This is a genomic window from Rhizobium sp. 05L419, assembly GCF_056397845.1.
The window spans coordinates 53,717-77,333 of record NZ_JBFTOF010000011.1 but is presented as its reverse complement, the minus strand read 5'-3'; the positions used below and the strand labels follow the sequence as shown (position 1 = coordinate 77,333).

Annotated in this window: 25 protein-coding genes; 16 read left to right on the top strand and 9 right to left on the bottom strand. The window is 61.3% G+C overall.

Features of this window, described 5'->3' with window-relative positions; all coding sequences use genetic code 11:
• Positions 1–3 precede the first annotated feature (3 nt).
• Positions 4–897, bottom strand: coding sequence for a cytochrome c oxidase subunit II (coxB, locus tag AC1DMK_RS15905; protein ID WP_037059862.1), 894 nt, complete (start codon positions 895–897; stop codon positions 4–6).
• A gap of 337 nt (positions 898–1,234) precedes the next feature.
• Here coxB and AC1DMK_RS15900 point away from each other — a divergent pair, with 337 nt between their 5' ends.
• Entirely contained in the window at positions 1,235–1,828 is a 594-nt protein-coding gene (locus tag AC1DMK_RS15900; RefSeq protein ID WP_037059860.1) for an invasion associated locus B family protein, read from the top strand.
• 84 nt (positions 1,829–1,912) lie between these two features.
• Positions 1,913–3,328, top strand: coding sequence for a metalloprotease TldD (gene tldD, locus AC1DMK_RS15895; RefSeq protein WP_477860250.1), 1,416 nt, complete (start codon positions 1,913–1,915; stop codon positions 3,326–3,328).
• Between the two features lie 68 nt (positions 3,329–3,396).
• Here the strand turns inward: tldD and AC1DMK_RS15890 are convergent, their stop codons facing one another.
• Together AC1DMK_RS15890 and AC1DMK_RS15885 are read right to left on the bottom strand one after the other, a co-directional pair.
• A complete protein-coding gene (locus tag AC1DMK_RS15890; RefSeq protein WP_037059856.1) occupies positions 3,397–3,705 on the bottom strand; it encodes a nucleoside triphosphate pyrophosphohydrolase family protein in 309 nt (102 codons plus the stop codon).
• A 58-nt stretch (positions 3,706–3,763) separates the two neighbouring features.
• The gene (locus AC1DMK_RS15885) at positions 3,764–5,053 is read right to left on the bottom strand and encodes a D-alanyl-D-alanine carboxypeptidase family protein (RefSeq protein ID WP_477860248.1); all 1,290 of its coding nucleotides are present in this window, start codon (positions 5,051–5,053) and stop codon (positions 3,764–3,766) included.
• 228 nt (positions 5,054–5,281) lie between these two features.
• On the opposite strand from AC1DMK_RS15885, the gene AC1DMK_RS15880 reads away from it, so the two are divergent.
• A complete protein-coding gene (locus AC1DMK_RS15880) occupies positions 5,282–6,331 on the top strand; it encodes a polysaccharide deacetylase family protein (protein ID WP_477860246.1) in 1,050 nt (349 codons plus the stop codon).
• A gap of 34 nt (positions 6,332–6,365) precedes the next feature.
• Here AC1DMK_RS15880 and pdxH read toward each other — a convergent pair whose 3' ends face one another.
• A complete protein-coding gene (gene pdxH / locus AC1DMK_RS15875) occupies positions 6,366–6,986 on the bottom strand; it encodes a pyridoxamine 5'-phosphate oxidase (protein ID WP_037059848.1) in 621 nt (206 codons plus the stop codon).
• A gap of 66 nt (positions 6,987–7,052) precedes the next feature.
• Here pdxH and AC1DMK_RS15870 point away from each other — a divergent pair, with 66 nt between their 5' ends.
• The 4 genes from AC1DMK_RS15870 (at position 7,053) to AC1DMK_RS15855 (ending at position 10,563) form a co-directional block, all read left to right on the top strand.
• Positions 7,053–7,511: an RT0821/Lpp0805 family surface protein gene (locus tag AC1DMK_RS15870; protein ID WP_037059847.1), complete on the top strand. Its 459-nt coding sequence runs from the start codon at positions 7,053–7,055 to the stop codon at positions 7,509–7,511.
• Positions 7,512–7,772: 261 nt separating this feature from the next.
• Positions 7,773–8,945: a DnaJ C-terminal domain-containing protein gene (locus AC1DMK_RS15865; RefSeq protein ID WP_477860243.1), complete on the top strand. Its 1,173-nt coding sequence runs from the start codon at positions 7,773–7,775 to the stop codon at positions 8,943–8,945.
• Positions 8,946–9,067: 122 nt separating this feature from the next.
• Positions 9,068–9,886 (top strand): enoyl-ACP reductase FabI, encoded by an 819-nt coding sequence (fabI, locus tag AC1DMK_RS15860; RefSeq protein ID WP_037059845.1) that lies wholly within the window; start codon positions 9,068–9,070, stop codon positions 9,884–9,886.
• 86 nt (positions 9,887–9,972) lie between these two features.
• Positions 9,973–10,563: a histidine phosphatase family protein gene (locus AC1DMK_RS15855; RefSeq protein ID WP_037059843.1), complete on the top strand. Its 591-nt coding sequence runs from the start codon at positions 9,973–9,975 to the stop codon at positions 10,561–10,563.
• A gap of 26 nt (positions 10,564–10,589) precedes the next feature.
• Here AC1DMK_RS15855 and AC1DMK_RS15850 read toward each other — a convergent pair whose 3' ends face one another.
• Positions 10,590–10,850 (bottom strand): DUF1344 domain-containing protein, encoded by a 261-nt coding sequence (locus AC1DMK_RS15850; RefSeq protein WP_037060026.1) that lies wholly within the window; start codon positions 10,848–10,850, stop codon positions 10,590–10,592.
• A gap of 278 nt (positions 10,851–11,128) precedes the next feature.
• Here AC1DMK_RS15850 and AC1DMK_RS15845 point away from each other — a divergent pair, with 278 nt between their 5' ends.
• The 3 genes from AC1DMK_RS15845 to ribB all read left to right on the top strand — a co-directional run bounded on the left by AC1DMK_RS15845 (position 11,129) and on the right by ribB (position 16,637).
• Positions 11,129–14,266 carry a bifunctional diguanylate cyclase/phosphodiesterase gene (locus tag AC1DMK_RS15845; RefSeq protein WP_477860365.1) on the top strand — a complete coding sequence of 1,046 codons (3,138 nt, stop codon included), beginning with the start codon at positions 11,129–11,131 and terminating at the stop codon, positions 14,264–14,266.
• A 160-nt stretch (positions 14,267–14,426) separates the two neighbouring features.
• Complete coding sequence (gene aroC, locus AC1DMK_RS15840) at positions 14,427–15,524, top strand: chorismate synthase (protein WP_037059842.1); 1,098 nt, start codon at positions 14,427–14,429, stop codon at positions 15,522–15,524.
• 9 nt (positions 15,525–15,533) lie between these two features.
• Positions 15,534–16,637, top strand: a complete 1,104-nt coding sequence (gene ribB / locus AC1DMK_RS15835; RefSeq protein ID WP_037059840.1) for a 3,4-dihydroxy-2-butanone-4-phosphate synthase — start codon at positions 15,534–15,536, stop codon at positions 16,635–16,637.
• Between the two features lie 173 nt (positions 16,638–16,810).
• Here the strand turns inward: ribB and AC1DMK_RS15830 are convergent, their stop codons facing one another.
• Positions 16,811–18,001, bottom strand: a complete 1,191-nt coding sequence (locus AC1DMK_RS15830; protein ID WP_477860238.1) for a winged helix-turn-helix domain-containing protein — start codon at positions 17,999–18,001, stop codon at positions 16,811–16,813.
• 142 nt (positions 18,002–18,143) lie between these two features.
• Here AC1DMK_RS15830 and AC1DMK_RS15825 point away from each other — a divergent pair, with 142 nt between their 5' ends.
• From AC1DMK_RS15825 to AC1DMK_RS15815, 3 genes are read left to right on the top strand one after another with little or no spacing between them, the layout of a single operon-like run.
• Positions 18,144–18,818 carry an energy-coupling factor ABC transporter ATP-binding protein gene (locus AC1DMK_RS15825; protein WP_477860237.1) on the top strand — a complete coding sequence of 225 codons (675 nt, stop codon included), beginning with the start codon at positions 18,144–18,146 and terminating at the stop codon, positions 18,816–18,818.
• Positions 18,818–19,426 (top strand): energy-coupling factor transporter transmembrane component T family protein, encoded by a 609-nt coding sequence (locus AC1DMK_RS15820; RefSeq protein ID WP_477860235.1) that lies wholly within the window; start codon positions 18,818–18,820, stop codon positions 19,424–19,426. Before AC1DMK_RS15825 ends, AC1DMK_RS15820 begins: the two co-directional genes overlap by 1 nt.
• Before the next feature lie 23 nt (positions 19,427–19,449).
• Entirely contained in the window at positions 19,450–20,013 is a 564-nt protein-coding gene (locus AC1DMK_RS15815; RefSeq protein ID WP_477860233.1) for a biotin transporter BioY, read from the top strand.
• Here AC1DMK_RS15815 and AC1DMK_RS15810 read toward each other — a convergent pair.
• The gene (locus AC1DMK_RS15810; protein ID WP_037059829.1) at positions 20,010–20,411 is read right to left on the bottom strand and encodes a hotdog family protein; all 402 of its coding nucleotides are present in this window, start codon (positions 20,409–20,411) and stop codon (positions 20,010–20,012) included. The genes AC1DMK_RS15815 and AC1DMK_RS15810 overlap by 4 nt on opposite strands.
• A 261-nt stretch (positions 20,412–20,672) precedes the next feature.
• Between AC1DMK_RS15810 and AC1DMK_RS15805 the strand changes: the two genes are divergently transcribed.
• Together AC1DMK_RS15805 and AC1DMK_RS15800 are read left to right on the top strand one after the other, a co-directional pair.
• Positions 20,673–21,608 (top strand): histone deacetylase family protein, encoded by a 936-nt coding sequence (locus tag AC1DMK_RS15805; RefSeq protein WP_037059827.1) that lies wholly within the window; start codon positions 20,673–20,675, stop codon positions 21,606–21,608.
• Between the two features lie 2 nt (positions 21,609–21,610).
• The gene (locus tag AC1DMK_RS15800; RefSeq protein ID WP_037059826.1) at positions 21,611–21,862 is read left to right on the top strand and encodes an exodeoxyribonuclease VII small subunit; all 252 of its coding nucleotides are present in this window, start codon (positions 21,611–21,613) and stop codon (positions 21,860–21,862) included.
• Positions 21,863–21,941: 79 nt separating this feature from the next.
• On the opposite strand, the gene AC1DMK_RS15795 is transcribed toward AC1DMK_RS15800, so the two are convergent.
• Both AC1DMK_RS15795 and AC1DMK_RS15790 read right to left on the bottom strand, forming a co-directional pair.
• Positions 21,942–22,214 carry an HVO_A0114 family putative DNA-binding protein gene (locus tag AC1DMK_RS15795; RefSeq protein WP_477860230.1) on the bottom strand — a complete coding sequence of 91 codons (273 nt, stop codon included), beginning with the start codon at positions 22,212–22,214 and terminating at the stop codon, positions 21,942–21,944.
• A gap of 77 nt (positions 22,215–22,291) precedes the next feature.
• Positions 22,292–22,501: a toxin-antitoxin system TumE family protein gene (locus AC1DMK_RS15790; protein ID WP_477860228.1), complete on the bottom strand. Its 210-nt coding sequence runs from the start codon at positions 22,499–22,501 to the stop codon at positions 22,292–22,294.
• A 107-nt stretch (positions 22,502–22,608) separates the two neighbouring features.
• Here AC1DMK_RS15790 and AC1DMK_RS15785 point away from each other — a divergent pair, with 107 nt between their 5' ends.
• The gene (locus AC1DMK_RS15785) at positions 22,609–23,532 is read left to right on the top strand and encodes a pirin family protein (RefSeq protein WP_037059825.1); all 924 of its coding nucleotides are present in this window, start codon (positions 22,609–22,611) and stop codon (positions 23,530–23,532) included.
• Positions 23,533–23,617: the final 85 nt, after the last annotated feature.

Here is a 23,617-nt window from a genome sequence, read left to right as displayed (position 1 = left end):
CCCTTACTGTGCGACGTTTTCGGCAACATCAACGGTCTTTGCGGGACCATCGGTTGCAGCGATGAGTGCCTTGTAGGCTCCGGGCAGGTCGGCAGCGGCAGCGGTCAGCCACTGCTTGTACTTGTCCTCGGAGACGACGCGAATGGCGATCGGCATGAACGCATGGTCCTTGCCGCAGAGCTCGGAACACTGGCCGTAGAAGAGACCTTCGCGTTCGGCCTTGAACCAGGTTTCGTTCAGACGTCCCGGAACGGCGTCGATCTTGACGCCGAAGGACGGCATTGCGAATGCATGGATGACGTCGGTCGGAGCGGCGGTCACGAGGACGCGCACGGTCTTGTTGACAGGCAGCACAAGCTCGTTGTCGACAGTCAGAAGACGCGGATAGATCGCCTTGTCTTCCTTACCGGCCGCAGCGCGATCCTGATCCTTGAGCAGGAAGGAATCGAAGGCGAGTGGACTGTCGCCGGTGCCTTCATATTCGTAGTTCCACTGCCACTGGGTCGCGGTCGCCTTGATGGTCACATCAGGATTTTCCGGCAGCGTGAGCTGGGCGGTCAGCAGGTTGAAGGAAGGAACGGCCAGGAACAGAAGAACCAGAACCGGTCCCACGGTCCAGGCGACTTCGATCAGCGTGTTGTGGCTCGTCTTGGAAGGCACCGGGTTCGCGCTGGCGCGAAACTTGAAACAGACGACGAGAATAAGGACCAGAACGAAGAGCGTGATCGGAACGATAAACCACAAAGTATACTGTTCGAACCAATGAATGTCCCGCATGATCGGCGTGGCCGCCGGTTGCAAGGTCGCCTGCCAAGGCGTCGGCTGGTCGGCATAACTGCCGGAAGCAAAAAGCAGACAGACCAGCGCGGTCAGAGCTGCATAAGCCTTCTTAATCACGTTTATATCTCCCTCGAGCGCTGATCTGCGTAAAATGCGTGCAGAATCCTTGCCATCTTCTGCGCTTCAAACCACAGTTTGGCATCCGCCGCAACAGGCCAAAGCATTTGTCTGTGCGGCATTTTTGCCTGAAGACGCATTCCTCCAAGCACAACGAAACGTTCCATCTTTTTCGTCATGATACGGAAAAGACGGCCGCAGGCCAGTCAACGGCGGCAACATTCTTGGGCAAAGGTCCCATTTCCGCCGTAGTCCCCCGCTTTTGAGCGGGTGGGGCTTTTCATTTTGGATGCCGGGCCCCAACTTAGCGGCACTGATTCGAACTGCAGAGGTTTTCATGGGTTTCCGTTCCCTCGCACGGCCATTTGTGCTGACAGCGTGCATTGCGGCCGCAGCGACTGCTCCCGCTTTCGCCCAGCAGCAACCTGCGCCGGCGCAACCCGCCCCCGTCCCCACAGCACCTGCGACGCAGGCAACGCCCGGACAAACGCAACCGCAGGCGCCCGGCACCGTCAAGTCGAACCATGGCGCATGGTCGGTTGTGTGCGACAAGCCTGCCGGTGCTTCGGCGGAGCAGTGCGCGCTGATGCAGAACGTCATTGCCGAAGACCGGCCCGAAGTCGGCCTCTCCGTCGTCGTGCTGAAGACCGCCGACCGCAAGTCGAAGATCCTGCGCGTGCTTGCACCTCTCGGCGTGCTGCTGCCGAACGGGCTTGGCCTCAATGTCGACGGCAAGGATATCGGCCGTGCCTATTTCGTCCGCTGCTTCGCCGACGGCTGCTATGCCGAAGTCGTGCTTGAAGACGAGCTGTTGAAGACCTTCCGTAGCGGCGCCAGCGCCACGTTCATCGTCTTCCAGACACCGGAAGAAGGCATCGGTATTCCCGTCGATCTCAAGGGTTTTGCCGAAGGCTACGACGCCCTGCCCTGATCGTCTCCATTTCTGGGCTTGCTCGAACCGTCCCCGGGACCTACATCGGCTGAAAGCATTCCTGCTTCAGCGGAGCATAAAGATATGAACACCGATCTCCTTACGCTTTTCGACGCTGACGAAGCGAAGATGCGCGCGCTCGTCGCCGAAGCGCTTTCGGGCGCCGATGACGGCGAACTTTACATCGAGCACGCCCAGGCAGAATCGCTGATGTTCGACAACGGCCGCCTGAAGGGCGGAAGCTTCAACACCGAGCAGGGTTTTGGCCTGCGTGCTGTTGCCGGAGAAGCCGTTGGATATGCACATGCCGGCGATCTCTCGGTGGCGGCGCTCAAGCGCGCCGCCGACGCAGTCGGCGCGGTGACGCGCGGCTATTCCGGCAGCTATGCCGCCGCACCCCAGCGCACCAACAAGAAGCTCTATTCGGACGAAAACCCGATCGGCTCCCCGACCTTCGAGGAGAAGGTGAAGGTGCTTCAGGACATCGACGCCTATCTGCGCGGCAAGGACGACAAGGTTCGGCAGGTGACGGCATCCGTCGCCGCAGGCTGGCAGGTGGTCGACATCCTGCGTGCCGATGGACACCGCGTCCGCGACATCCGGCCGATGACGCGCATCAACATCTCCGTCATGGTCGGCGAAGGCGAGCGGCAGGAAACCGGTTCCTATGGCAGCGGCGGCCGCATCGGCTTCGGCGATTTCATTGCCGAGGGCAGCTGGCGGCATGGCGCCGATGAGGCGCTGCGCCAGGCGCTCGTCAATCTCGAAGCAATCGAAGCGCCTGCGGGCACGATGGACGTCGTGCTCGGCTCCGGCTGGCCAGGCGTCATGCTGCACGAAGCGGTCGGCCATGGGCTGGAAGGCGACTTCAATCGCAAGAAGACATCGGCATTCGCGGGCCTGCTCGGCCAGATGGTCGCAGCCCCCGGCGTGACCGTCGTCGACGACGGCACGATCGACAACCGTCGCGGCTCGATCACCATCGACGACGAAGGCACGCCTTCGGCCTACAACGTGCTGATCGAAGACGGCAAGCTCGTCGGCTACATGCAGGACCGGCAGAACGCGCGGCTCATGGGCCTGAAGCCGACCGGCAACGGCCGCCGGCAGGGCTATGCCCACGTGCCGATGCCGCGCATGACCAACACCTACATGCTCGGCGGCGACAAGACGCCGGAAGAGATCATCGCCTCCGTAAAGAAGGGCATCTATGCCGTCTCCTTCGGCGGCGGCCAGGTGGACATCACTTCGGGCAAGTTCGTCTTCGGCTGCACCGAGGCCTACCTGATCGAGAACGGCAAGATCGGCGCGCCGGTCAAGGGCGCGATGCTGATCGGCAACGGACCCGACGCGATGAAGCGCATTTCGATGGTCGGCAACGACATGAAGCTCGACACCGGCATCGGCAACTGCGGCAAGGCCGGCCAGTGGGTCCCGGTCGGCGTCGGCCAGCCGCATCTGAGGATGGATCAGGTGACAGTCGGCGGAACCAAGGCGTAGTGCGCCCGTTCGGCCTGATGGCCATCGGCGGAAAATTCCACCAGCCGGCTATCCGGGCGGCCTTCAGGCTACCCTTCGTCCGGCCCGAACAGCCACTTGCGCCTGATGGCGGCCGGGAGATCCAGTTGGTTCCTGTGGGCGAACAGCAGGATGTGCCCGAGCACGTCGGCCGTCTCGTCCGCAAGATCGCGTGACATTTCCTCGTCGGAGCGACCCTTGCGGCGGCCTCGGCCGCTGATGCGGTTCCAGGCCTGGGTGAGCTCGCCAATTTCTTCCTGAAGCTTCAGCAAAAACCAGTCGTCATCGCGCTCTATGCCGTTCGCCTGCGCATAAGCCCGGGACGCCAGCTCAAATTTCCAGGCGAGTTCATGCAGCATGTCGTTCTCCTTTTGTTTGCGAAGGAGAACGCTGATTCCCGGACTGAGTCCAGACCGCTCAGCCGTGATCGGGGAGAAGCATGCAGTCGTAGGAGCGCTGCCTCAGTGCGTCGCAGGCCGACGTTGCGGCCTCGCGGCTCTGGAACCCGATGAAGCGGGCCCGGTAGATCTTGTTGGTGCCCTTGCCGACAGCTTCCGTATAGGGTGACGCGGTCTTCAGCGCCGCGCCGCCTTCGGATTTGGCCAGCGCCAGCAGTGCGCGCGCGGCATCAGCGCTTGGAGCCGCGGAAATCTGGATCTGCCAATCGCCTGACGACGATGCAGCACCCCCAAGCGGCTGGGCTGCGGGCTTGCCGATGTTCGCCATTTCCTCAATCGCAGAGGGCCGCTCCATCGGCACGGCGCTGTCGCTCAAGTAGCCCAACGCCCTTGGAGCCAAATCGTCCGAACGCGGCGCGGTTGCCGGGACCGGGAGGTCGCTCGCCTCGGCAGCAGAGGCAACCTCGACAGGCTGGCGCGCATTGACACTGGCCACCAGCTTGGCGCCGCCCGAAGAGGAGGCCCGGCCCAGGTACTTGTCGAGCAGGACTGCCATCTTGTCGTCGCGGCTGCGGGCCGTGCGGCCGCCGAGCACGACGCCGACAACGCGCCGGTTTCCATCCTTGACGGCGCTGACGAGGTTGAAGCCGGAGGCGTTGGTATAGCCGGTCTTGATACCGTCCATGCCCTGGTAGCGGTACATCAGGTTGTTGTGCCCGCGGATCGTCTTGCCACGGAAAGTGAAACTCGACGTGGAGAAGAGGCGGTACTCGCTCGGATAGTTCCGCATCAGGGCGATGGCGAGGGTGGACATGTCGCGGGCGGTCGTCAACTGACGGGCGTCTGGCAGGCCTGAAGCATTATAGAAAGTCGTGCGGCTCATGCCGAGCTGGCGAGCCTTCTGCGTCATCATGCGCGCAAAATTGCTTTCCGATCCGCCGAGCGTCTCGCCCATCGCGGCAGCTGCATCGTTCGCGGACTTGGTGATCATTCCGAGGACCGCTTCTCGAACCGTAATGGTGCCGCCAGCGCGCACGCCGAGCTTCGTAGGCGGCCGCGAAGCCGCATATTTCGACACCGTGATCGGCGTATTCCAGTTGATTTTGCCGCGGCTCATGGCCTCGAACGTCATATAGATCGTCATCATCTTCGTCAGCGACGCGGGATGGTTCAACTCGTCGGCATTTTCGGAGGAGAGAACCTTGCCAGTTCTGGCGTCGAGGATCAGGGAGGCACTGCCCGCCATCGCCATCAAAGGCGCCGCAACGACGAGCGTTGCGGTCAGAAACGCGGCCACCAGCTTATTCATGCACTTCCCCTCAGAGATCGAACGACATCCGTCGCCCGGAATTGTCCCGTTCCGCTACAGAAGGCCCAATGTGGCGCGACATTGCGGCAACTAGTATTATTTTTGACAAGTTTTATCCTTCATAGTGAAAGAACGGTAAAGGCGCCACGCGAAAAGTCAGTATTCAGTAAGACTTAACCTCGCGCCTGCTAGTTTCCGCGCTCAACGGAACCGGAAGATGGGGCGGAGATGACGGCGAGCGCCAGAATGCTTGCGAGGCGAATCGCCATTACCGGCGGGCTGGAGGCTGCAAATCTGCTGCGCGCGGCGGGTCTGATGCGCGGTGCCCGCGGTCGCGGCGCGATTTTCACGCTCCATCATGTTCGCCCTGGTGAAACAACACCCTTCGCGCCCAATGCTCACCTGGAGATCACGCCGGACTTTCTCGACGCCGTGCTCACGCAGTTGAAGGCAGACGGCTATCGGTTCGTGGCGCTTGGCGATATTCCCGCCCTGTTGTCGGAGCCTGCGCCGAAGCAACCCTTCGCCGCCTTCACGCTGGATGACGGTTACCGGAACAACCTCGTCTATGCGCTGCCGATCTTCGAGCGCCACCGGGCGCCTTTCACCATCTTCGTGTCCAAGGGCCTGGCAGAACGCACCCACACGATCTGGTGGGAGACGCTGGCAGCCCTTCTGCGAAAGGAGGAAACGCTCGGCTTCGATTTCGGCGGTGGGAACGAGATCGTCGATCTTGCAACGGCCGCCACCAAGCACCGCGCTTTTGGGCGCTTTGCACAGTATCTGCATCGAAACGACGAGGCAGCGGCCGTTCTGGAGATCGATCGCCTCGCGCGAGACCATCAGCTCGATCCCGTCGAGATCGTCGATGACCTCGTCATGGGTCCTGCGGAGCTCAATCTGCTGGATGCCAGCCCGCTGGCCTCCCTCGGCGCCCACACGGTCAGCCACCGCGCCGTTTCGCGCCTCGCCGATGCGGAGGTCCGTGCGGAGATGGAAGCGTCCTGCGAGTACGTTGCCACAATTGCCGGCACGCGACCCCGGTCCTTCGCCTATCCCTATGGAACGCGGGAAGCGGTCACCCGACGCCAGGCGGAGATCGCCCGCGACCTCGGCTTCATGATCGCCGTCACGACGCAACCCGGCGTGGTGGCGCAGCGCTCGCTTTCAAGCATCACCTACCTGCCCAGGCTTTCGATCAACGGTCTCTATCAAAAGGCCCGCTACGTCTCGGGCCTGGCCTCAGGCATCCCCTTGAAGTTCATGGGCAACGGATGACGAAGGCACCGGCGGCCCTGATCTCTCTCAAGACCTAGGGATACATCCGCACCTTCGACCAATCACCGTCCGGCGAGGAACGGCGAAATTCGATGCGGTCATGAAGGCGGAATTTCTGGTCCTTCCAGAATTCGATGGAAACCGGCCGGATGCGGAAGCCCGACCAGTGCGCGGGACGCGGAATTTCGCCGATCGCGTAACGGGCCGTGTATTCGGCAACGGCTTTTTCCAATGCGAACCGGCTTTCGAGCGGTCGCGACTGCTTTGATGCCCATGCACCGATGCGGCTGCCGCGGGCACGCGTCTTGAAGTAGGCGTCGGCCTCCTCGTCGGTGACAATATCCACAGGGCCACGCAGGCGAACCTGCCGGCGCAGCGTCTTCCAGTGGAAGCACATGGCCGCTTTTTTCTGTCCGAGGACTTCGCGGCCTTTCTGACTCTCGAAATTCGTGTAAAACACGAAACCGTCTTGATCGAATCCTTTAAGGAGAACCATGCGGACATTGGGAAGGCCGTTCTCGTCGACCGTCGCAAGCGCTACCGCATTCGGGTCATTGATCTCGGAGGCTTCCGCCTCTTTCAGCCAATCGGCGAAGAGATCGAACGGTTCGTTTCGCTCGGTGAAGTCACCGCTTGTTAACTCATTTGCCGACATATTAGCTCAAATGCCCCGGGTTTATTCGAAGATTGCCCAGCTTTACGCTACTGGACAGGACGCAGGGTGGAAGTCATAGCAAAGTCAGATCGTGATACAAAGGGTCTGCTGCGGCAATGCGCGGCCTTCTGCGTTGTCGGCATGGCTGTGTTCTCCCTCTCCGGCTGCGTCTCCAGCGGGCTCGACATGTTCAGCAGCAGCAAGGTCGACCGCTCGGTCGCGACAGGCACCGTGCCGCAGCCTGCGCCGACCAGCGATTCGATTTCGGACGAGATGACCGTCGGCAATGCGGTGACATCGGCCGACATCCAGAGACTGGAAGGACGCCCTCTCCCCTGGGCGAACGCGTCGACCGGCAGTGCCGGGGTCATCGATACGATCGTCGAGAACAGCGACGCGGGTCAGGTCTGCCGCCAGTTCCGCACCACCCGCCATTCCTATGTCGGCATCTCGAAATTCTACGGCAGGACCTGCCTCGTCGGCGGCGGTAACTGGCAACTGTTGAGCTTCCAGCCCGAAAGCTGAGCAAGCCCGTCGCGCGTCCTTAACGCCCCCTGCCATTTTACTTCGAAATTTAGCAAAACAATAACCATCCGGCATGAAACCGCCGCTCGTCCCCCCGTGCAATAAGGACTGATTAGCAACTTTACCGGAGGATCATTCGCAAAGTCCGTTCATTTTTCTTCTTGGGAAGCGAACCTGAACGCACCAAATGAGTTGTAAGTGGGCTTCGGGGTGCTGGACAAAGGACAAGCACACCGCATTGGAACACCGGCGGTTTGAAACATGCGCGATCCTTACAAGATACTGGGCGTCAAGCGCGACGCGGGGCAGGACGAAATCAAGGCGGCTTGGCGCAATATGGCCAAGGCTGTGCACCCCGATCACAATCAGGGTGATCCGACGGCGGGCGCGCGCTTCGCGGAGATCGGCCGTGCCTATGACACGCTGAAGGACCCCAAGAAGCGCGGTCTCTTCGACAACGCCCTGCGCATGGCGGAAGCAAAACAGAACGGAAACACTATCATGCAGCAGCGCCAGGCAGCCCGCGAAGCTGCGATGCGCGCAAAGGCGGCGCAGGCAAACGCCGAGCGCGTGATGGAAGAACTAACCCGAGCGGCGGCGCAAAAGGCAGCAGCCGATGCAGCCAAGCAGCAGCAGGCCCAGCAACAGCATAGCGGCACCGCCGAACCCGCCGAGGAGATGATCGAGCGGATCTTCGGGGCACAAGCGCGCACGGCAAGTGCCGGCGGCCGGGCTCATGGTTTTGCTGCAGGCACGACAAGGCGTCCCGAGACCGAGGCGTCGAACGCCGAAGCACAGAGCGAGCCGGCGCGGGATGGAGAGCCGACCGCTGAGGAAACAGCTGCCGCGGCGTCTGCAATTCTGCAACCACTCAGCCTGCTGACATCGCTTGTTCGCCGTTTCACAGGCAGCGCTCCCGCACCCGAAAAGGCGCCGGACCAGATCGCCACCGCAACGGTGACCATCGACGAAATCCTGAAGGGAAGCTGGGTGAGCGTCGATCTCGGCGAAGGTCGCGAAGCGGGCTTTGCGCTGACATCTGGCACGGCGGAAGGTCATCAGGTGCGGCTCAAGGGCCAGGGGCACAAGCTCGCCGGCATGCAGCGCGGGGATGCCGTCATCAACATCCACATTGCGCCGGATGCGCGCTTCACGGTGGACGGCTTCGACCTGCACACGGTCCTGCCGGTGACGATCGAGAACGCCGTTCTCGGCACAGAGGCACACATCAATGGGCCGAACGGCTCACTGACGGTGACAGTTCCCGCCTGGTCCGGTTCCGACAAGACGATCCGAATCCCAGGTCACGGACTCGCCAGCGGCGACGGCGGCAAGGGTGATCTTGTCGTGGAGCTGCGTATAATTCTGTGGGAAAAGCCTGACGCCAAGGTGACGGATCTCATGCGAAGCATGAAGAATGGGCTGTTTCTGTGAAATTTTGGTGACAAGAGCACCCTTTGTTACGTTCCCTAACAGTTGATGATTGCTGCTAATCTTGAACCGATTAGCAGCCTATGCCATAGGCAGGGCCGATCAATTTCCTTAGGGGGCGAAATATGGCTCAGGCATCAGGCCTCATGTCAGGCAAACGCGGCGTCATCATGGGCGTTGCCAACAATCGTTCGATTGCGTGGGGCATTGCCAAGGCTGTTCATGCACAGGGTGCCGAAATCGCGTTTACTTATCAGGGCGATGCACTGAAGAAGCGGGTTGAGCCGCTGGCGGCCGAACTCGGCGGCATGCTTGCTGGCCACTGTGATGTCAGCGATGAAGCATCGATCGACGCGGTTTTCGACAATATCGAAAAGACGTGGGGCAAGATCGACTTCATCGTGCATGCAATCGGCTTTTCCGACAAGGACGAACTGACCGGCCGCTATGTCGACACGACGGCCGACAACTTCGCCAAGACCATGCAGATCTCGGTCTATTCCTTCACCTCGGTCGCACGCCGCGCCGAGAAGCTGATGACGGACGGCGGCTCGATGCTGACGCTGACCTACTACGGCGCCGAGAAGGTCATGCCGAACTACAACGTCATGGGCGTCGCGAAGGCCGCGCTTGAGGCGAGCGTCAAGTATCTGGCCGTCGATCTCGGACCGAAGAACATCCGCGTCAATGCGATTTCAGCGGGTCCCATCAAGACGCTCGCGGCGTCCGGCATCGGCGACTTTCGCTACATCCTGAAGTGGAACGAGTACAACGCGCCGCTGCGCCGCACCGTGACGATCGAAGAAGTGGGCGATGTCGGCCTCTACATGCTGTCGGATCTCTCGCGTTCGGTCACAGGTGAAGTTCACCATGCCGACAGCGGCTACCATGTCATCGGCATGAAGGCTGTGGACGCGCCGGATATTTCCGTCATAAAGGACTGATCGCACTCCTCTACTGCGTCGTGCTCGCGGCCCCTCCCCCACGCGACAGCGATTCGGGGGCCGTGCGCGCCAAACGGAGCCGATCATTGCTTATCTACGTCATCCGACACGGCCAGACAGATTGGAACGCGGAGCGCCGCCTGCAGGGACAGAAGGATATTCCGCTGAATGCCATCGGCCGCGAGCAGGCCCGGCAAAACGGCCTCGACCTTGCCGAGATCCTGAAGGTCGAGGCTATTCCCTTCGAATTCGTTGCAAGTCCGCTCGGCCGCACCCGCGCCACCATGGAAATCATGCGCGCGGCGATGAACCTGCCCGCGCAGAATTACCGCACCGACGAGCGACTGGTGGAGGTTTCCTTCGGCGACTGGGAAGGCCACACGGTCAAGGAATTGAAAGCCACGGTCCGTGATCGCATCGTCGAGCGCAATCTCAACAAATGGGACTTCATTCCACCGGGCGACGATGCCGAAAGCTACGAAATCATGTCGTGGCGTGTCGCCTCATGGCTGAATTCCGTCGAGCGACCCACAGTCTGCGTCACGCATGGCGGCGTGATCCGGAGCCTTTTCCGGACGATCGCCGATGTGCCCAAGAACGAAGCCGCGGAAGGCGAAATTCCGCAGGATCGTATTCTGAAGATCGAAACCAGGGATAGGCTGATAGGCTGGATCTGACCCGCCTTTTACTAGACGATATCGCCTTACTGGACGATATCTAGGTCGTTTATGACGCGCTTGCCGTCCACTTCGGTATAGAAGACGATAACCTTGACGCCGGCCTTCAGCCCTTCGAAATTGAATTCCTCGGAAGCCTGATAGGTCTTTCCGTCATCGAGAGTGAGGCTGAGGTTGGCCATGTCGACCTTCTTGATCGTCGCCTCCACGTCCGCGCTCTCGGCAAAGCCGCTGATCGGCGAAAGGAAGCTCGCTGTGGCCAGAAGCGTAGCTACTACAAAGCGCATKACGACATTCCTTCGAAAACGCGACTCAAACATCCAATTGCGCACAGATAACCTCCCGAATATGGCGAAAGTTGCCCTGAAGAGTGACCTTCCGCGCCCAATTGATGAATAGCATTTTAACAAAAATCAACACTGTCCGTTAGCAAACTCGCCGCCGCCCGCTCGTCTCAAGGTGATCTCCGGGAAATCGTAAATTAACCGCTTCAATCTAAGGTCATTCCGAATAGGGGACCCTCATTTTGTCATTCCGCATCAACTACATCAGCACGTCAAGGCGCATTTTGCGGAATACATATGTCTCTATTTTGGTTTCCTGCCTTGTCGCAGTTGTTGTCGTTTGGGTCGGCTTCAGCCTCGACCGTGCCAATACTGCGGCTCACCTTCGAGAATCGACCATTCGTACGGAGAACGAGACGAACCTCATCCGCGCGCGCGTGATGGCACAGATCAACATGGACATCACGGTCGTCCGCGATCTCGCCAATATGGTGGCGGTCAATTCCAGCGTGAACGCCGAGGAGATGGAGCGCCAGATAAACTGGCTGCTGATCCAGAATCCTCACTTCATGCGGATTGCCATTGCCCCCGACTTCATCGTTAATTCGGTCTTTCCGTCGCCGACGGCACAGGCGCGGCTCGGAAAGGACGTGCGCGCGGCGATGTTTGCGCACCAACCTGCCGCGCGCAACACAAGCAATCAGCAGGCACGCTTCTACGGTCCGATCGGAAACCCCGACGGCAAGGAGGTCTTTGCGATATTCTTCCCCGTCTTTGTCAAGGAAGAGGGACAGCGTCGCGTCTGGGGAGCCGTCGAGGTCGCGATCGACGCCGACATGTTCTACCGGAACACCGGGCTGAAGCCGGCGCGCAACGCCGAGAACGAGGAAAAGTATCCTCACCTCGATCACCTGCAGATCGCGGTTCGCGACCTGGTCACCGCCGATGGGGCAACCGCTCCTTTCTTCGGTTCACCGGAAGTGCTGGCACAGCAGCCGCTGACACGGAAGATCGGATTTGCGGGAGGACACTGGGAGATCGCGGCCGTACCGAAGACCGGCTGGGATGCCGTTCCGGAGAACCAGCTCTCCCTGCGTCTGATCATTCTTGCGGCCGGATGCGTCACGATCGTACCGATCTTCTTTGCAACATTGCTGCTCGGCGAGCGCAACCGCAACATTGAGCAATTGGAGAAGCGCGAAGCGACGCTTCTGGAGCTGTCGCAGCGGCTCGATCTGGCGCTGGATTCATCGAACATCGGGATCTGGGAGCTGCACGATGGTGGGCGCACCCTGTATTGGGACAGCCGCGCCTCCACGCTGCACGGCCGGCCACCGCTGGACGGCGGCCATTCCATCGATGACTGGCTTGGCTCGATCGTTCCCGAAGACCACGGCACTGCGAAAGTGCACCTGCTCAACGAGGATGCCTCCGGCTCGTCGTACACGGCGCAATACCGGATTCGCCTCGCAAACGGCAATCTTCGGCACTTGCGCTCGGTCGGCTCCGCCTACACGGATGCAGCTGGCGCCAACAAGACCATCGGCATCGTATGGGATGTGACTGCCGATGCGGAGGCGGCCGATACGCTGCGAAAGGCGAAGGATACGAGCGACATCAAGAACGCGGAACTGGAACTGGCGCTCGACGAACTCTCCCATCGCGAAGCCGAACTCGCCGAACTCTCAGGCAAGCTCGACCTGGCGCTCGACTCCTATCAGTGCGGCATCTGGGAAGCGACCCTCGGCGACGAGGGTGGCTCTATATGGGATGAACGGATGCACGAGCTCTATGGACTTGCACCGCGGACGGGCTTCATGACCGAGCCGACATGGCTGTCGTGCATCATTCCGGAAGACCGGCCACTGGCGATAGAAAGCGCCCGGCATTTCGAGCGGATCGGCGACACGCACACGCTCATCTGCCGCGTGCCGGCGGACAACGGAACGGTGCGCTACGTCCGCTCCACCGGCAAAGTCCACCAGACGCCAAGCGGTCAGTTGAAAATCATCGGCGTCGCCTTCGACATCACCGAAGACGCGCTGATGACGGCGCAGCTCAAAGCCGCCAAGGACGAGGCGATCGCCAAGAATATCGAGCTCGAACTTGCCAAGAACCGCATCGAGCACAATTCGTTGCACGATCCCCTGACCGGGCTCGCCAATCGCCGCAAGCTGGATATGGCACTCGAAAACCTGACCCAGGACGGCAGAAGCGGACGGCAGAAATTCGCGATCCTTCACATCGATCTCGATCGTTTCAAGGATATCAACGATACGCTCGGCCACGCGGCGGGCGATGCTATGCTCGTCCACGCGTCGCAAGTCCTGTCGAGGAACCTCAGAGCCGACGACATCGTCGCGCGTATCGGGGGCGACGAGTTCGTCATCCTTGCCGACAATGCCAGCGATGCGGAGATGTCAGGGCTGTCGGGGCGGATCATCGAGCAAATGCGCCAGCCTGTCGACTTCCAGGGCTTCGGATGCCGCTGCGGCGTCTCGATCGGCATCGCCCTTGCGAACGGTATGCATGTCGACGCCCGGAAGGTCCTGATCAATGCCGATATCGCGCTCTACCGCGCCAAGAGCCAGGGCCGCAACCGCTACCAGTTCTTCAATCACAACCTGCAGGCAGACATCATCAACAACAAGCGGCTGGCGGACGAAATCCTGTCCGGCATCGAGAACAACGAGTTCACGGCGTGGTATCAGCCTCAGTTCAGCGCGCAGACCATGCGGCTGACCGGTGTCGAGGCACTGGTGCGATGGCAGCACCCCGTCAAGGGTTTGCTGACGCCCGACAAGTTCCTTAAAGTCGCCGAGGAGATCAACGTCATGCAGACCCTCGACCGCATCGTTCTGGAAACGGCACTGAAGGACAAGATGCGCTGGGCGGCGCTCGGCGTTTCCATTCCCAAGGTCTCGGTCAATGTTTCAGCGCGACGCCTGCACGACGAAAGCCTCATCGAATCTCTGCGCAACCTGCAGATCCGGCCAGGAGAGATATCGTTCGAACTCGTGGAGTCCATCTTTCTCGATGAAAGCGAGGACATTGCCGCGCACAACCTTGACCGCATCAAGGCGCTCGGAATCGACATCGAGATCGACGACTTCGGCACTGGGCACACCTCGATCGTCAGCCTGCTGAAGCTGAAGCCGAAGCGGCTGAAGATCGACCGGCAGCTCGTGCAGCCGATCGTGACCTCGCAGCAGGAACGGGCGCTTGTCAGCTCGATTATCGACATTGCCCGCTCGCTCGGCGTCGAGACCGTCGCGGAGGGTGTCGAGACCGCCGCCCATGCCACCCTGCTCAATGAACTCGGCTGCGATCTGCTGCAGGGCTACGCCTTCTCGCGCCCCCTTTCCTTCCACGACTTCACGGCGGTCGCTATCGGGACCGCCTGGCGGATGGCGTCGTAAGCCGACTGTTCTCAATTTGAGGAAACAGCATTTCCTCAAAGTGGCGATTTCGCGCAAAGAAAGGCGTTTGCCGCCGCTGTTTTTTGGCCTATGAGTGTCGCGCCTTTCAAGAGAATGACGCGGCCGGTGACGACCGGCTGGCGCGATCCGGTCGGAACATATGTCGCACAATACATTCGGTCACCTTTTTCGCGTAACCACCTGGGGCGAAAGCCACGGACCGGCGCTCGGCTGCGTCGTCGACGGCTGCCCTCCCGGCCTGCGCTTCAAGCTCGAAGACCTGCAGGTCTGGCTCGACAAGCGCAAGCCAGGCCAGTCGCGCTTCGTGACGCAGCGGCGCGAGGACGATCTCGTCAAGGTTCTATCTGGCGTGATGCTTGACGCCGACGGCGAGACGATGATCACGACAGGCACGCCGATCTCGATGTTGATCGAGAACACCGACCAGCGCTCCAAGGACTACGGCGAAATCGCCCGCCAGTATCGTCCCGGGCACGCCGACTATACCTACGATCTGAAATACGGGATCCGCGACTATCGTGGCGGCGGGCGTTCGTCGGCCCGCGAAACGGCGGCGCGCGTCGCAGCCGGCGGCATCGCCCGCCTCGTCGCGCCCGGCGTCACCGTGCGCGGCGCGCTCGTGCAGATCGGCAAGCACAAGATCAACCGGCAGAACTGGGACTGGGCGCAGGTCGACAAGAACCCGTTCTTCGCGCCCGATCCGGAAATCGTCCCGGTCTGGGAAGAGTATCTCGACGGCATCCGCAAGAAGGGGTCTTCGATCGGCGCCGTCGTCGAAGTCGTGGCCGAGGGCGTTCCGGCAGGGCTCGGCGCGCCGATCTACGGCAAGCTCGACCAGGATATTGCCTCGCTGCTGATGTCGATCAACGCCGTCAAGGGCGTCGAGATCGGCAACGGCTTCGAAGCCGCCGAAATCACCGGCGAGGAAAATGCCGACGAGATGCGGATGGGCAACGGCGGCACGCCGCTGTTTCTTTCGAACCATGCAGGCGGCATCCTCGGTGGCATCTCCACCGGCCAGCCGGTGATCGCGCGCTTCGCGATCAAGCCGACCTCCTCAATCCTCACCGAGCGGCAGTCGATCGACGCCGACGGCCGAAACGTCGATGTGCGCACCAAGGGCCGGCACGACCCGTGCGTGGGCATTCGCGCCGTGCCGATCGGCGAGGCCATGGTCGCCTGTGCCATCGCCGACCACTATCTTCGAGATCGCGGCCAGACCGGCCGGCAGAAATAGGAACGAACCATGCCTTATGACCAGAAGCGCGTCGTGGATGCGATCCGAGCCTTCGAGGCCGGCGAGATTGTCGTCGTCATGGACGACGACGACCGTGAAAACGAAGGCGACCTGATCGTCGCGGCGGTGCATTGCACGCCGGAGAAGATGGCCTTCATCGTTCGCCATACATCGGGGATCGTCTGCACCCCCATGCCAAAGGAAGAGGCCAAGCGGCTGAACCTCAACGCCATGGTTGCGGAAAACGATTCCGCCCATACCACGGCCTTCACCGTCACGGTCGACTTCAAGCACGGCACGACCACCGGCATTTCGGCCGATGACCGGACGCTGACCGTCCGCAACCTCGCCAATCCGAATGTCGGCCCGGCCGATTTCGTTCGCCCCGGCCACATCTTCCCGCTGATCGCACGCGAAGGCGGCGTTCTCATGCGCTCGGGCCACACTGAAGCGGCGGTCGATCTCTGCCGGCTCGCGGGCCTACCCCCGGTCGGCGTGATCTGCGAGCTCGTCAACGACAACGGCACCGTCACGCGCGGCCCCGAGGTCATCGATTTCGCGCAACAGCATGGCCTGAAGCTCGTCTCGGTCGCGGACCTCATCGCTTATCGCCAGCGCAAGGAAACGCTGATCGAACTCGGCACCAGCTTCGACATCGAAACGCCTTTCGGCAAGGCAAGGGCGCACACCTATTCGCTTCCCTGGGATCCGATGCAGCATCTCGCCGTCGTCTTCGGCGACATCCGCGACGGCATCGACATTCCCGTGCGCCTGCATCCGGAAAGCGTGGCCGAGGATATCTTCGGCAAGCGGCGCCCTGTCGATCAATACATGAAGCGGATCGCCGAGGAAGGCCGCGGCGTGATCGTCTATCTGCGTGAGGGATCGGTTGGCGTCGGGCATCACGACAACGGCAGGAAGGCGCGTTCACAGGGCCGCGAAGAACATGCCGAAGCGCAGAACCGCGAAAGCGAATGGCTGGAAATCGGCCTCGGCGCACAGATCCTGAAGGACCTCGGCGTCTCCTCAATCAAGCTGCTGACCAGCCGCGAACGGCACTATGTCGGGCTTGAGGGTTTTGGGATCAAGATCACCAAGACCGAGATCGGGTGAGGCTTCCCTTCTCCGCTTCGGAGAAGGTCACATGGAGGCGGCTACAATACCTCCCTCATTCCTGTGCTTGTCACAGGAATCCAGTGCGCCCAAGTCCTTGGGCGCGGGAGACCCCTTGGGTTTTAGCTGATCCATTCCTGTGACAAGCACAGGGATGAGGGTGCGCATCGCGGCTACCCTCGCCATCCATCCAAGTAGACAACCTTCTCGACACCGGAAAAACGCGCCAAGCGCTCCAGCTCGGCCCCCAGCCGGTCCAGCCGCCCGGCGGACGCCCGCACGCCCGGTTCCAGCCATAGCCGCTTGACGTCGAGGGTTCCGCGCTTGCGGTCGGCCTTCATGTCGATGCGGCCGATCAGCCTGTCGCCCTCCAGAAGCGGAAAGACGTAGTATCCGTATTCCCGCTTCGGTTCCGGCACGAAGATCTCGATGCGATAGAAGAAGCCGAAGAGGCGTTCGGTGCGGTTGCGGTCGCGGATCATCGGATCGAACGGGCTCAGCACGCGAATGCGGGCAGGCGCTTCGGGGTAGGTGTCGAGCGCCGGGAGGAAATCCGCAAAGGCAAGGGACAGCCGCGGCTTGCCGCCAAGTGCAGGCTCGACCAGCACCTCTGTCAGCTCATCGCGGTGCGCCGCCACCCAGGCCCTGGTCTCGTCGGGCGAGAGCAGATCCCAGAAAGCGGCGATCTCCCCATGGGTGGCAAAACCGAGGCGCGTCAGCGCGCTACGGCAGGCCCAGTCCACGAAAACCTCGCGGCTGACTTCCGGCTCGTGGAACTCGGCCGGAATGACACGCTCGACAAGGTCGTAGACCTTCTGGAAATTCAACCGCCCGGCAATGGCGAACTTGCCTGTGCGCCAGAAATATTCGAGCGCCGTCTTGTTCGGATGCCAGTTCCACCAGCCGCCGGAGACGTGGCCGTCCGCCTTGATCTCGCGGGCCATGATGGCGCCGTCCCGCTGTACGCGCTCGTAGGTCTCGTCGAACGCGTCCTCGAAGCCTTCGCCGCGCCACTTGCGCCAGCGCTCGACCAGCACCTCTTCCTCGTGGCGGAACTTGTGCTTCCAGTAGCGAAAGAACGCGCTCGGGACGATCGAGGCATCATGCGTCCAGTGTTCGAAGAGTGTGCCATCCTTCTCCAGCAGCGCGGTCAGGTGTTCGCGCCGGTAGGTCTGGTTGCGGGCAAAGAGGATCTGGTGGTGCGCGCGCTCTACCGTCTGGATGCTGTCCACCTGGACGAAGCCAATGTCATGGATGAGCTGGAGCAACCCCGGCTTGGTCAGGGCCCTGTTCGGCGGTGCGCTGAGACCCTGCTTGGCAAGGAACACGCGGCGAGCATCGGAATTCGAAATGAGATTCGTCATGGCTGACATCATAATCCGGAAAATGTTCCTAGCCACCCGTTATGGACGACCTTTCTCGGATCCCTTCCGGTCGGGCCGGATTTTCGTCTTTCAATATGGAGGTTTCGTTTATAGAACGGCGGTTTCAAGTCAGGGGGATCGATTGGATATCCGCTTCGAAGGCACTGGTGTCAGCTACGGAACGCGTGTGGCACTGCAACCGCTGACGCTCAGTCTCGCCGAAAGACGGATCGGCATCATAGGCCTCAACGGCTCCGGGAAGACGACATTTGCGCGGCTTATCAACGGACTGACGAAACCGACCACCGGACGCGTCATCGTCAACGGGCGTGACACGGCCGACGAGAAGGCCGTGCTGACCGATGTCGGCTTCATCTTCCAATCGCCGCAGAACCAGATCATCCTGCCTGTCGTGCGCGACGACATTGCGTTCGGCCTCAAAAGCCGAGGCTACACGAAGCCGGAGATCGAAGCGAAGGTGGAGGACGTGCTGCATCGCTTCAATGCCCGCCACCTTGCCGATCGCCGCGCGCACGAGCTTTCCGGCGGCGAACTGCAGCTGGCGGCCCTCTGCTCGGTCCTGGCAACAGGGCCGGACATCCTCATCCTGGACGAGCCGACCAACCAGCTCGATCTGCGCAACCGGGGCCTCGTGCAGGCCCTGATCGACGGCCTGCACGAGAACGCCATCGTCATAACCCACGATCTGGAACTGATCGCGGACTACGAGCGCGTACTGGTGTTCCACGAAGGCCGGCTTGTCGCCGACGCACCTGCGGCGCAGGCTGTGTCGCGCTACAGGGAGCTTGCCGCCTGATGCAATCGCTTTTCGTCGAAGGCAACAGCGCCATGCATCGCCTTTCGGCGCGGGCCAAGCTGATCGTTCTGGCCAGCCTCGGCGTCGTCCTTTTCACCACGGCGAACATTCCGAGCCTTTGCGTTGCGGTGCTCGCAATCGCGGCTCTTTACCTGAGCATCGGGCTTCCGGTACGGCCTGCCCTGGCACGGCTGAAGCCGATCTTCCTGACGATCCTCGTCGTCGCGGTTTTCAGCCTCGCCTTCAATCCGTGGCACGGGGCTGTCGTCGCCCTTCTGCGGCTGACCGCGCTGATGCTGTTTGCGGCGACCGTTACCGCGACCACCACGATTACGCAGTTCATCGACGAGATTACGTTTCTCGCCCGGCCGCTGGAGCGCATCGGGCTGGTGCGGGCGGACGACGTGGGCCTCGCGGTCGGGCTCGTCGTCCGCTTCGTGCCTGACATTCTCGGACGCTACCAGGCCATTCGCGAGGCGCACGTGGCACGCGGCCTGAAGGTGCGGCCGACGACCGTGCTTGTACCGCTGATCATTTTGACGCTCAAGGATGCGGATAACATCGCCGCTGCGATTGACGCACGCGGCGTTCGGCGGCATGTCAGTTAACACATCTTAAACACGGAGCCGACATGAGCACCCGCGACCTCGTTCTCTCTGCCCTTTTTGCCGCGATCATCGTCGCTCTCGGCATACTGCCGCCGATCACGCTCGGCTTCATCCCGGTGCCGATCACCGCGCAATCGCTGGGCGTAATGATGGCCGGCGTCGTCCTCGGCGCCCGGCGCGCGACCATCGCCGTGCTGATCGTGCTGGTGCTGGTCGCAATCGGCCTGCCGGTTCTGTCGGGCGGACGCGGCGGTCTTGCGGCTTTCGCGGCCCCCACCACCGGCTTTTTGGTCGGCTGGGTCTTTGCAGCTTTGACGACCGGCTTCCTCAGCGAGCGGCTGGCGAAACCGGAACAGTCGGCCGCCCTGCAGTTGGTCAGCTTTTTCCTGGCAGCGACGATCGGCGGCATCATCGTGCTCTACGCCTTCGGCATCGCCTATCTGGCAGTCGCCGCGCAGATCGGCCTCAAGCAGGCCTTCGTCGGTTCACTGGCCTTCATCCCCGGCGACGTGATCAAGGCTTTTGTGGCCGCCTTGGTCGGCCGCGCCGTGATGGCCGGCTATCCGTTGCTGCCGGCAAGAAACTAGTTCACGAAGCGATAGAGCCAGTCGCGCGTGATTTCCGGAAGTGGGACGGGCGTGCGATCCTCACGCGCCCGCGCCTGCCAGATGATCTCGACCTCGGCGGCGCGCTGGCCTGCAGCGTCCGCGGCGACGATGAAGCCGACAGACCGGACACCGATCTTGTCGACTGCGGCGGTAAACACGACCTTCTCGTCATAGTGCAGCGGCCGGTGCAGGATGCAGGTGACTTTCGAGGCGATGTAGAGCGGTTCATCCTCGACGTCCGGCCGCAGCGACCAGAAACTGGCGAGCACCGACTCCGCATAGGAAATATATGAACCCAGGAACATCTGGCCGTTCATGTCCACATCGCGAAACGGCACATGCATATGCACTGTATTCGAGCGCTGCATCTCATTCATCTGTCTATCCACCCCTGCTCCCCTTGCAAAACAGTAGAACATGATGCCGCAAAGTGTAAGCGGTTTTCGCGCAGCGGAATGCCGTAGTTCCTTGATTTGGAGCAGAATTCATAGTTTGGATCGGCCTGCGGAAAGTCCGGCCACGGCATTGGGGCAAGCCAGAAATAGTCCCCCATCCCCGATGATGCGTGCGTGTTGAAATCATTGCACCGAGCCCCATCTGCTGTGGATCACGACGAGACGGACAGATAGAGTGACTTCATGAGCACCCGCCTTTACGAGCATCCGATCTTTCTGGAACACATCACGCCCTCCGGCCACCCGGAGCGCTCCGACCGACTGCGCGCCATCAACGTCGCTCTCGGTCATCCGAATTTCGAGAAGCTGGATCGGCAGGAGGCGCCGCAGGCAAACGAGGACGCTGTCTTGCTCGCCCACCCCGAAGAGCACCTGGTCGCAGTCATGCGCCAGATCCCGGAGGACGAAGGCGAGATCAGCCAGCTCGAAGCCGACACCTACGCGAGCCCGAAGAGCTTGCAGGCGGCGCTCACGGGTGTTGGTGCTGCGATGGCGGCGGTCGACGACGTCTTTACCGGCAAGGCGGACAATGTGTTCGTCGCCTCGCGACCGCCCGGGCACCACGCCGAGAAATCCAAGGCGATGGGTTTTTGCTTCTTCAACAATGCAGCGATCGCCGCCCGGCATGCGCAGAAGATGTATGGCGCCGAACGCGTCGCGATCGTCGACTGGGATGTGCACCATGGCAACGGCACCCAGGACATCTTCTGGGACGATCCCTCGGTGCTCTTCTGCTCGACGCACCAGATGCCGCTCTATCCCGGCAGTGGCGCAAAGGACGAGACCGGCAAGCATGGCACCATCGTCAACGCGCCCCTCTCCCCCAATGTCGGCAGCGACCATTTTCGCGAAGCGTTCAAATCTCGGGTACTGCCGGCGCTCTTCGATTTCCGGCCGGACCTGATTATCATCTCGGCCGGATTCGACGCGCATCACCGTGATCCGCTGGCGCAGATCAACCTGGTCGGCGAGGATTTCGACTGGGCGACCGGACGGCTGCTCGAAGTGGCCGACAAAAGTGCCGCAAACCGGGTCGTCAGCCTCCTGGAAGGCGGCTATGATCTCGAAGGACTGGCCGAATCGGCAGGCCTGCATATTCTGAGAATGATGAAGGGTTGAGTATGAACGACAGCGTCAAGCCGGAGGTTTCCGCTCTTTCATTCGAGAAAGCGGTTGCCGAACTAGAGAGCATCGTTGCCCGCCTGGAGCGCGGCGACGTGGCGCTGGACGAATCCATCGAGATCTACGAGCGCGGCGAAGCGCTGAAGAAGCATTGCGAAACGCTGCTTTCGGCCGCCGAGAACCGCATCGAGAAGATCCGCCTCGACCGCGCCGGCAAGCCGCAGGGCGTCGAGCCTCTCGACGGCGCGTGAACTCAGAGCGCTATTACCGTTCGAATTTCGTCGTAGCCCACACGCAGTCCTTTGCCGTCCCGCTCGATGAGACAGCCTCCTAGAGAATTGCCACACCCTCGTCAACGCGCCGGTGATCGCGCTTCAAGCTTTTCGCGAGCGCGGAAATGCTCGCTTGCGGATAGCGGTGCAGATGCCGCAGAAGCTCCAGCCTCTTTGGTGTCATCGTCCGCGAGAATGCTTCCCAGTTCACGAAGATCAGATGGTCTTCGGAGACTGCTTCATTCGCTTCAGCTCGACGCCATGCGTCAGCGACAAGTCTGGCCGCATCGCCGAAGGTACCGCCGATGTGTCGTTCGACATCTTTGTTCATATCGGCTCTCCTCTCATGCTCTCAACGTCAGACCTGAAATCTTCCAGCAACTGATCGACGGAAACGAAGCGATAGCTTTACTCGTGCGAGCCGTAGTGGCGATGATCGCCTTTGCCGCGCTCGTTGTCGTAGCCGACCAGTCTTTGGCCCGGCACTCCATAAAACAGTGAATACTTCAGAAAATGTCGTGAGTCGGGAACAGGATCGGGCACGCGCCACACCTTCATTTCCAGAATAGCTCCGTCACCGAAAACAATGCGTTCACGGATGACGATCTCAGCTTTCATAGTGCCACCATGTCATCGTGCAGCATATGTCGTCCACGGACATGAAAACTGCGGCTGGCTCTTGCGGGCAATTGTGGGTAGTTTCAGCGATCGATTGGAGATCCGCCATGTCCTTCTTTCCCGGTAAAGACCCCCTGCCCGGCGATGCCTTCGCCTGCGATGCGATCGCGAACCTGATCATTCCGCGCACCAGCGATATCGGCGGGTTTCAGGTGCGGCGCGCGCTGCCGAGCCGGCAACGGCGGCTGGTCGGGCCATTCATTTTCTTCGATCGCATGGGGCCGGCGATCCTGAAGCCGGATGAGGCGCTGGACGTCAGGCCACATCCGCATATCGGGCTTTCGACCGTCACCTACCTCTTCGACGGAGAGATCCGGCACCTGGACAGCCTCGGCACCGAAAAGGTCATTCGACCGGGCGACATCAACTTGATGACGGCAGGACGCGGCATCGTGCATTCGGAGCGCACGCCGGACAACCTGCGCGGCCATCCGCTGCTGATGTCGGGGCTTCAGACGTGGCTTGCGCTGCCCGACGACAAGGAGGAGATCGCCCCCTCCTTTGCCCACACGGAAAAAAGCGAGATGCCCGTGATCGACGAGCGCGGTGTGCGCGGGCGCGTCGTGATCGGCGCCTTCGAGGGACTGTCGTCGCCGGTGACGGTTTTCTCGGATACGCTCTATGCCGATATCAATCTCGAAGCCGGGGTGAAATTTCCCTTCGCGGCGGCGCACGAGGAACGGGCGGCCTACATCCTGTCCGGCGAAGTGGTGATCGCCGGCGACACATTTGCGGCAGATCAGTTGCTCGTCTTCCGTCCCGGCGATGCGATCACCCTGGAGGCCGGGAGCCAAGGCTGTCACCTGATGCTGTTCGGCGGAGCGGCGCTCAACTCCAAGCGTTACATCTGGTGGAATTTCGTGTCGTCGTCCAAGGAGCGGATCGAGAAGGCCAAGGAGGAATGGCGGACCGGCCGCTTCGACATCATTCCGGGGGACGAGGAGGAATTCATACCTTTGCCGGAAGGCTGATCTCCTTTAGAAAGGAAATCTTGAGGTTCTTGAAATCGACTTTTTTAACAGCAATTTATGCCTTAAAGGCATCCTGCCCAAGAAT

What these genes read in the sequence shown, in the direction of transcription:
- AC1DMK_RS15900 (WP_037059860.1), top strand. Translation starts at nt 1,235, where the DNA reads ATGGGTTTCCGTTCCCTCGCACGGCCATTTGTGCTGACAGCGTGCATT.
- tldD (WP_477860250.1), top strand. Translation starts at nt 1,913, where the DNA reads ATGAACACCGATCTCCTTACGCTTTTCGACGCTGACGAAGCGAAGATG.
- AC1DMK_RS15890 (WP_037059856.1), bottom strand. Translation starts at nt 3,705, where the DNA reads ATGCTGCATGAACTCGCCTGGAAATTTGAGCTGGCGTCCCGGGCTTAT.
- AC1DMK_RS15885 (WP_477860248.1), bottom strand. Translation starts at nt 5,053, where the DNA reads ATGAATAAGCTGGTGGCCGCGTTTCTGACCGCAACGCTCGTCGTTGCG.
- AC1DMK_RS15880 (WP_477860246.1), top strand. Translation starts at nt 5,282, where the DNA reads ATGACGGCGAGCGCCAGAATGCTTGCGAGGCGAATCGCCATTACCGGC.
- pdxH (WP_037059848.1), bottom strand. Translation starts at nt 6,986, where the DNA reads ATGTCGGCAAATGAGTTAACAAGCGGTGACTTCACCGAGCGAAACGAA.
- AC1DMK_RS15865 (WP_477860243.1), top strand. Translation starts at nt 7,773, where the DNA reads ATGCGCGATCCTTACAAGATACTGGGCGTCAAGCGCGACGCGGGGCAG.
- fabI (WP_037059845.1), top strand. Translation starts at nt 9,068, where the DNA reads ATGGCTCAGGCATCAGGCCTCATGTCAGGCAAACGCGGCGTCATCATG.
- AC1DMK_RS15850 (WP_037060026.1), bottom strand. Translation starts at nt 10,850, where the DNA reads ATGCGCTTTGTAGTAGCTACGCTTCTGGCCACAGCGAGCTTCCTTTCG.
- aroC (WP_037059842.1), top strand. Translation starts at nt 14,427, where the DNA reads ATGTCGCACAATACATTCGGTCACCTTTTTCGCGTAACCACCTGGGGC.
- ribB (WP_037059840.1), top strand. Translation starts at nt 15,534, where the DNA reads ATGCCTTATGACCAGAAGCGCGTCGTGGATGCGATCCGAGCCTTCGAG.
- AC1DMK_RS15830 (WP_477860238.1), bottom strand. Translation starts at nt 18,001, where the DNA reads ATGACGAATCTCATTTCGAATTCCGATGCTCGCCGCGTGTTCCTTGCC.
- AC1DMK_RS15820 (WP_477860235.1), top strand. Translation starts at nt 18,818, where the DNA reads ATGCAATCGCTTTTCGTCGAAGGCAACAGCGCCATGCATCGCCTTTCG.
- AC1DMK_RS15815 (WP_477860233.1), top strand. Translation starts at nt 19,450, where the DNA reads ATGAGCACCCGCGACCTCGTTCTCTCTGCCCTTTTTGCCGCGATCATC.
- AC1DMK_RS15810 (WP_037059829.1), bottom strand. Translation starts at nt 20,411, where the DNA reads ATGAATGAGATGCAGCGCTCGAATACAGTGCATATGCATGTGCCGTTT.
- AC1DMK_RS15805 (WP_037059827.1), top strand. Translation starts at nt 20,673, where the DNA reads ATGAGCACCCGCCTTTACGAGCATCCGATCTTTCTGGAACACATCACG.
- AC1DMK_RS15800 (WP_037059826.1), top strand. Translation starts at nt 21,611, where the DNA reads ATGAACGACAGCGTCAAGCCGGAGGTTTCCGCTCTTTCATTCGAGAAA.
- AC1DMK_RS15795 (WP_477860230.1), bottom strand. Translation starts at nt 22,214, where the DNA reads ATGAACAAAGATGTCGAACGACACATCGGCGGTACCTTCGGCGATGCG.
- AC1DMK_RS15790 (WP_477860228.1), bottom strand. Translation starts at nt 22,501, where the DNA reads ATGAAAGCTGAGATCGTCATCCGTGAACGCATTGTTTTCGGTGACGGA.
- AC1DMK_RS15785 (WP_037059825.1), top strand. Translation starts at nt 22,609, where the DNA reads ATGTCCTTCTTTCCCGGTAAAGACCCCCTGCCCGGCGATGCCTTCGCC.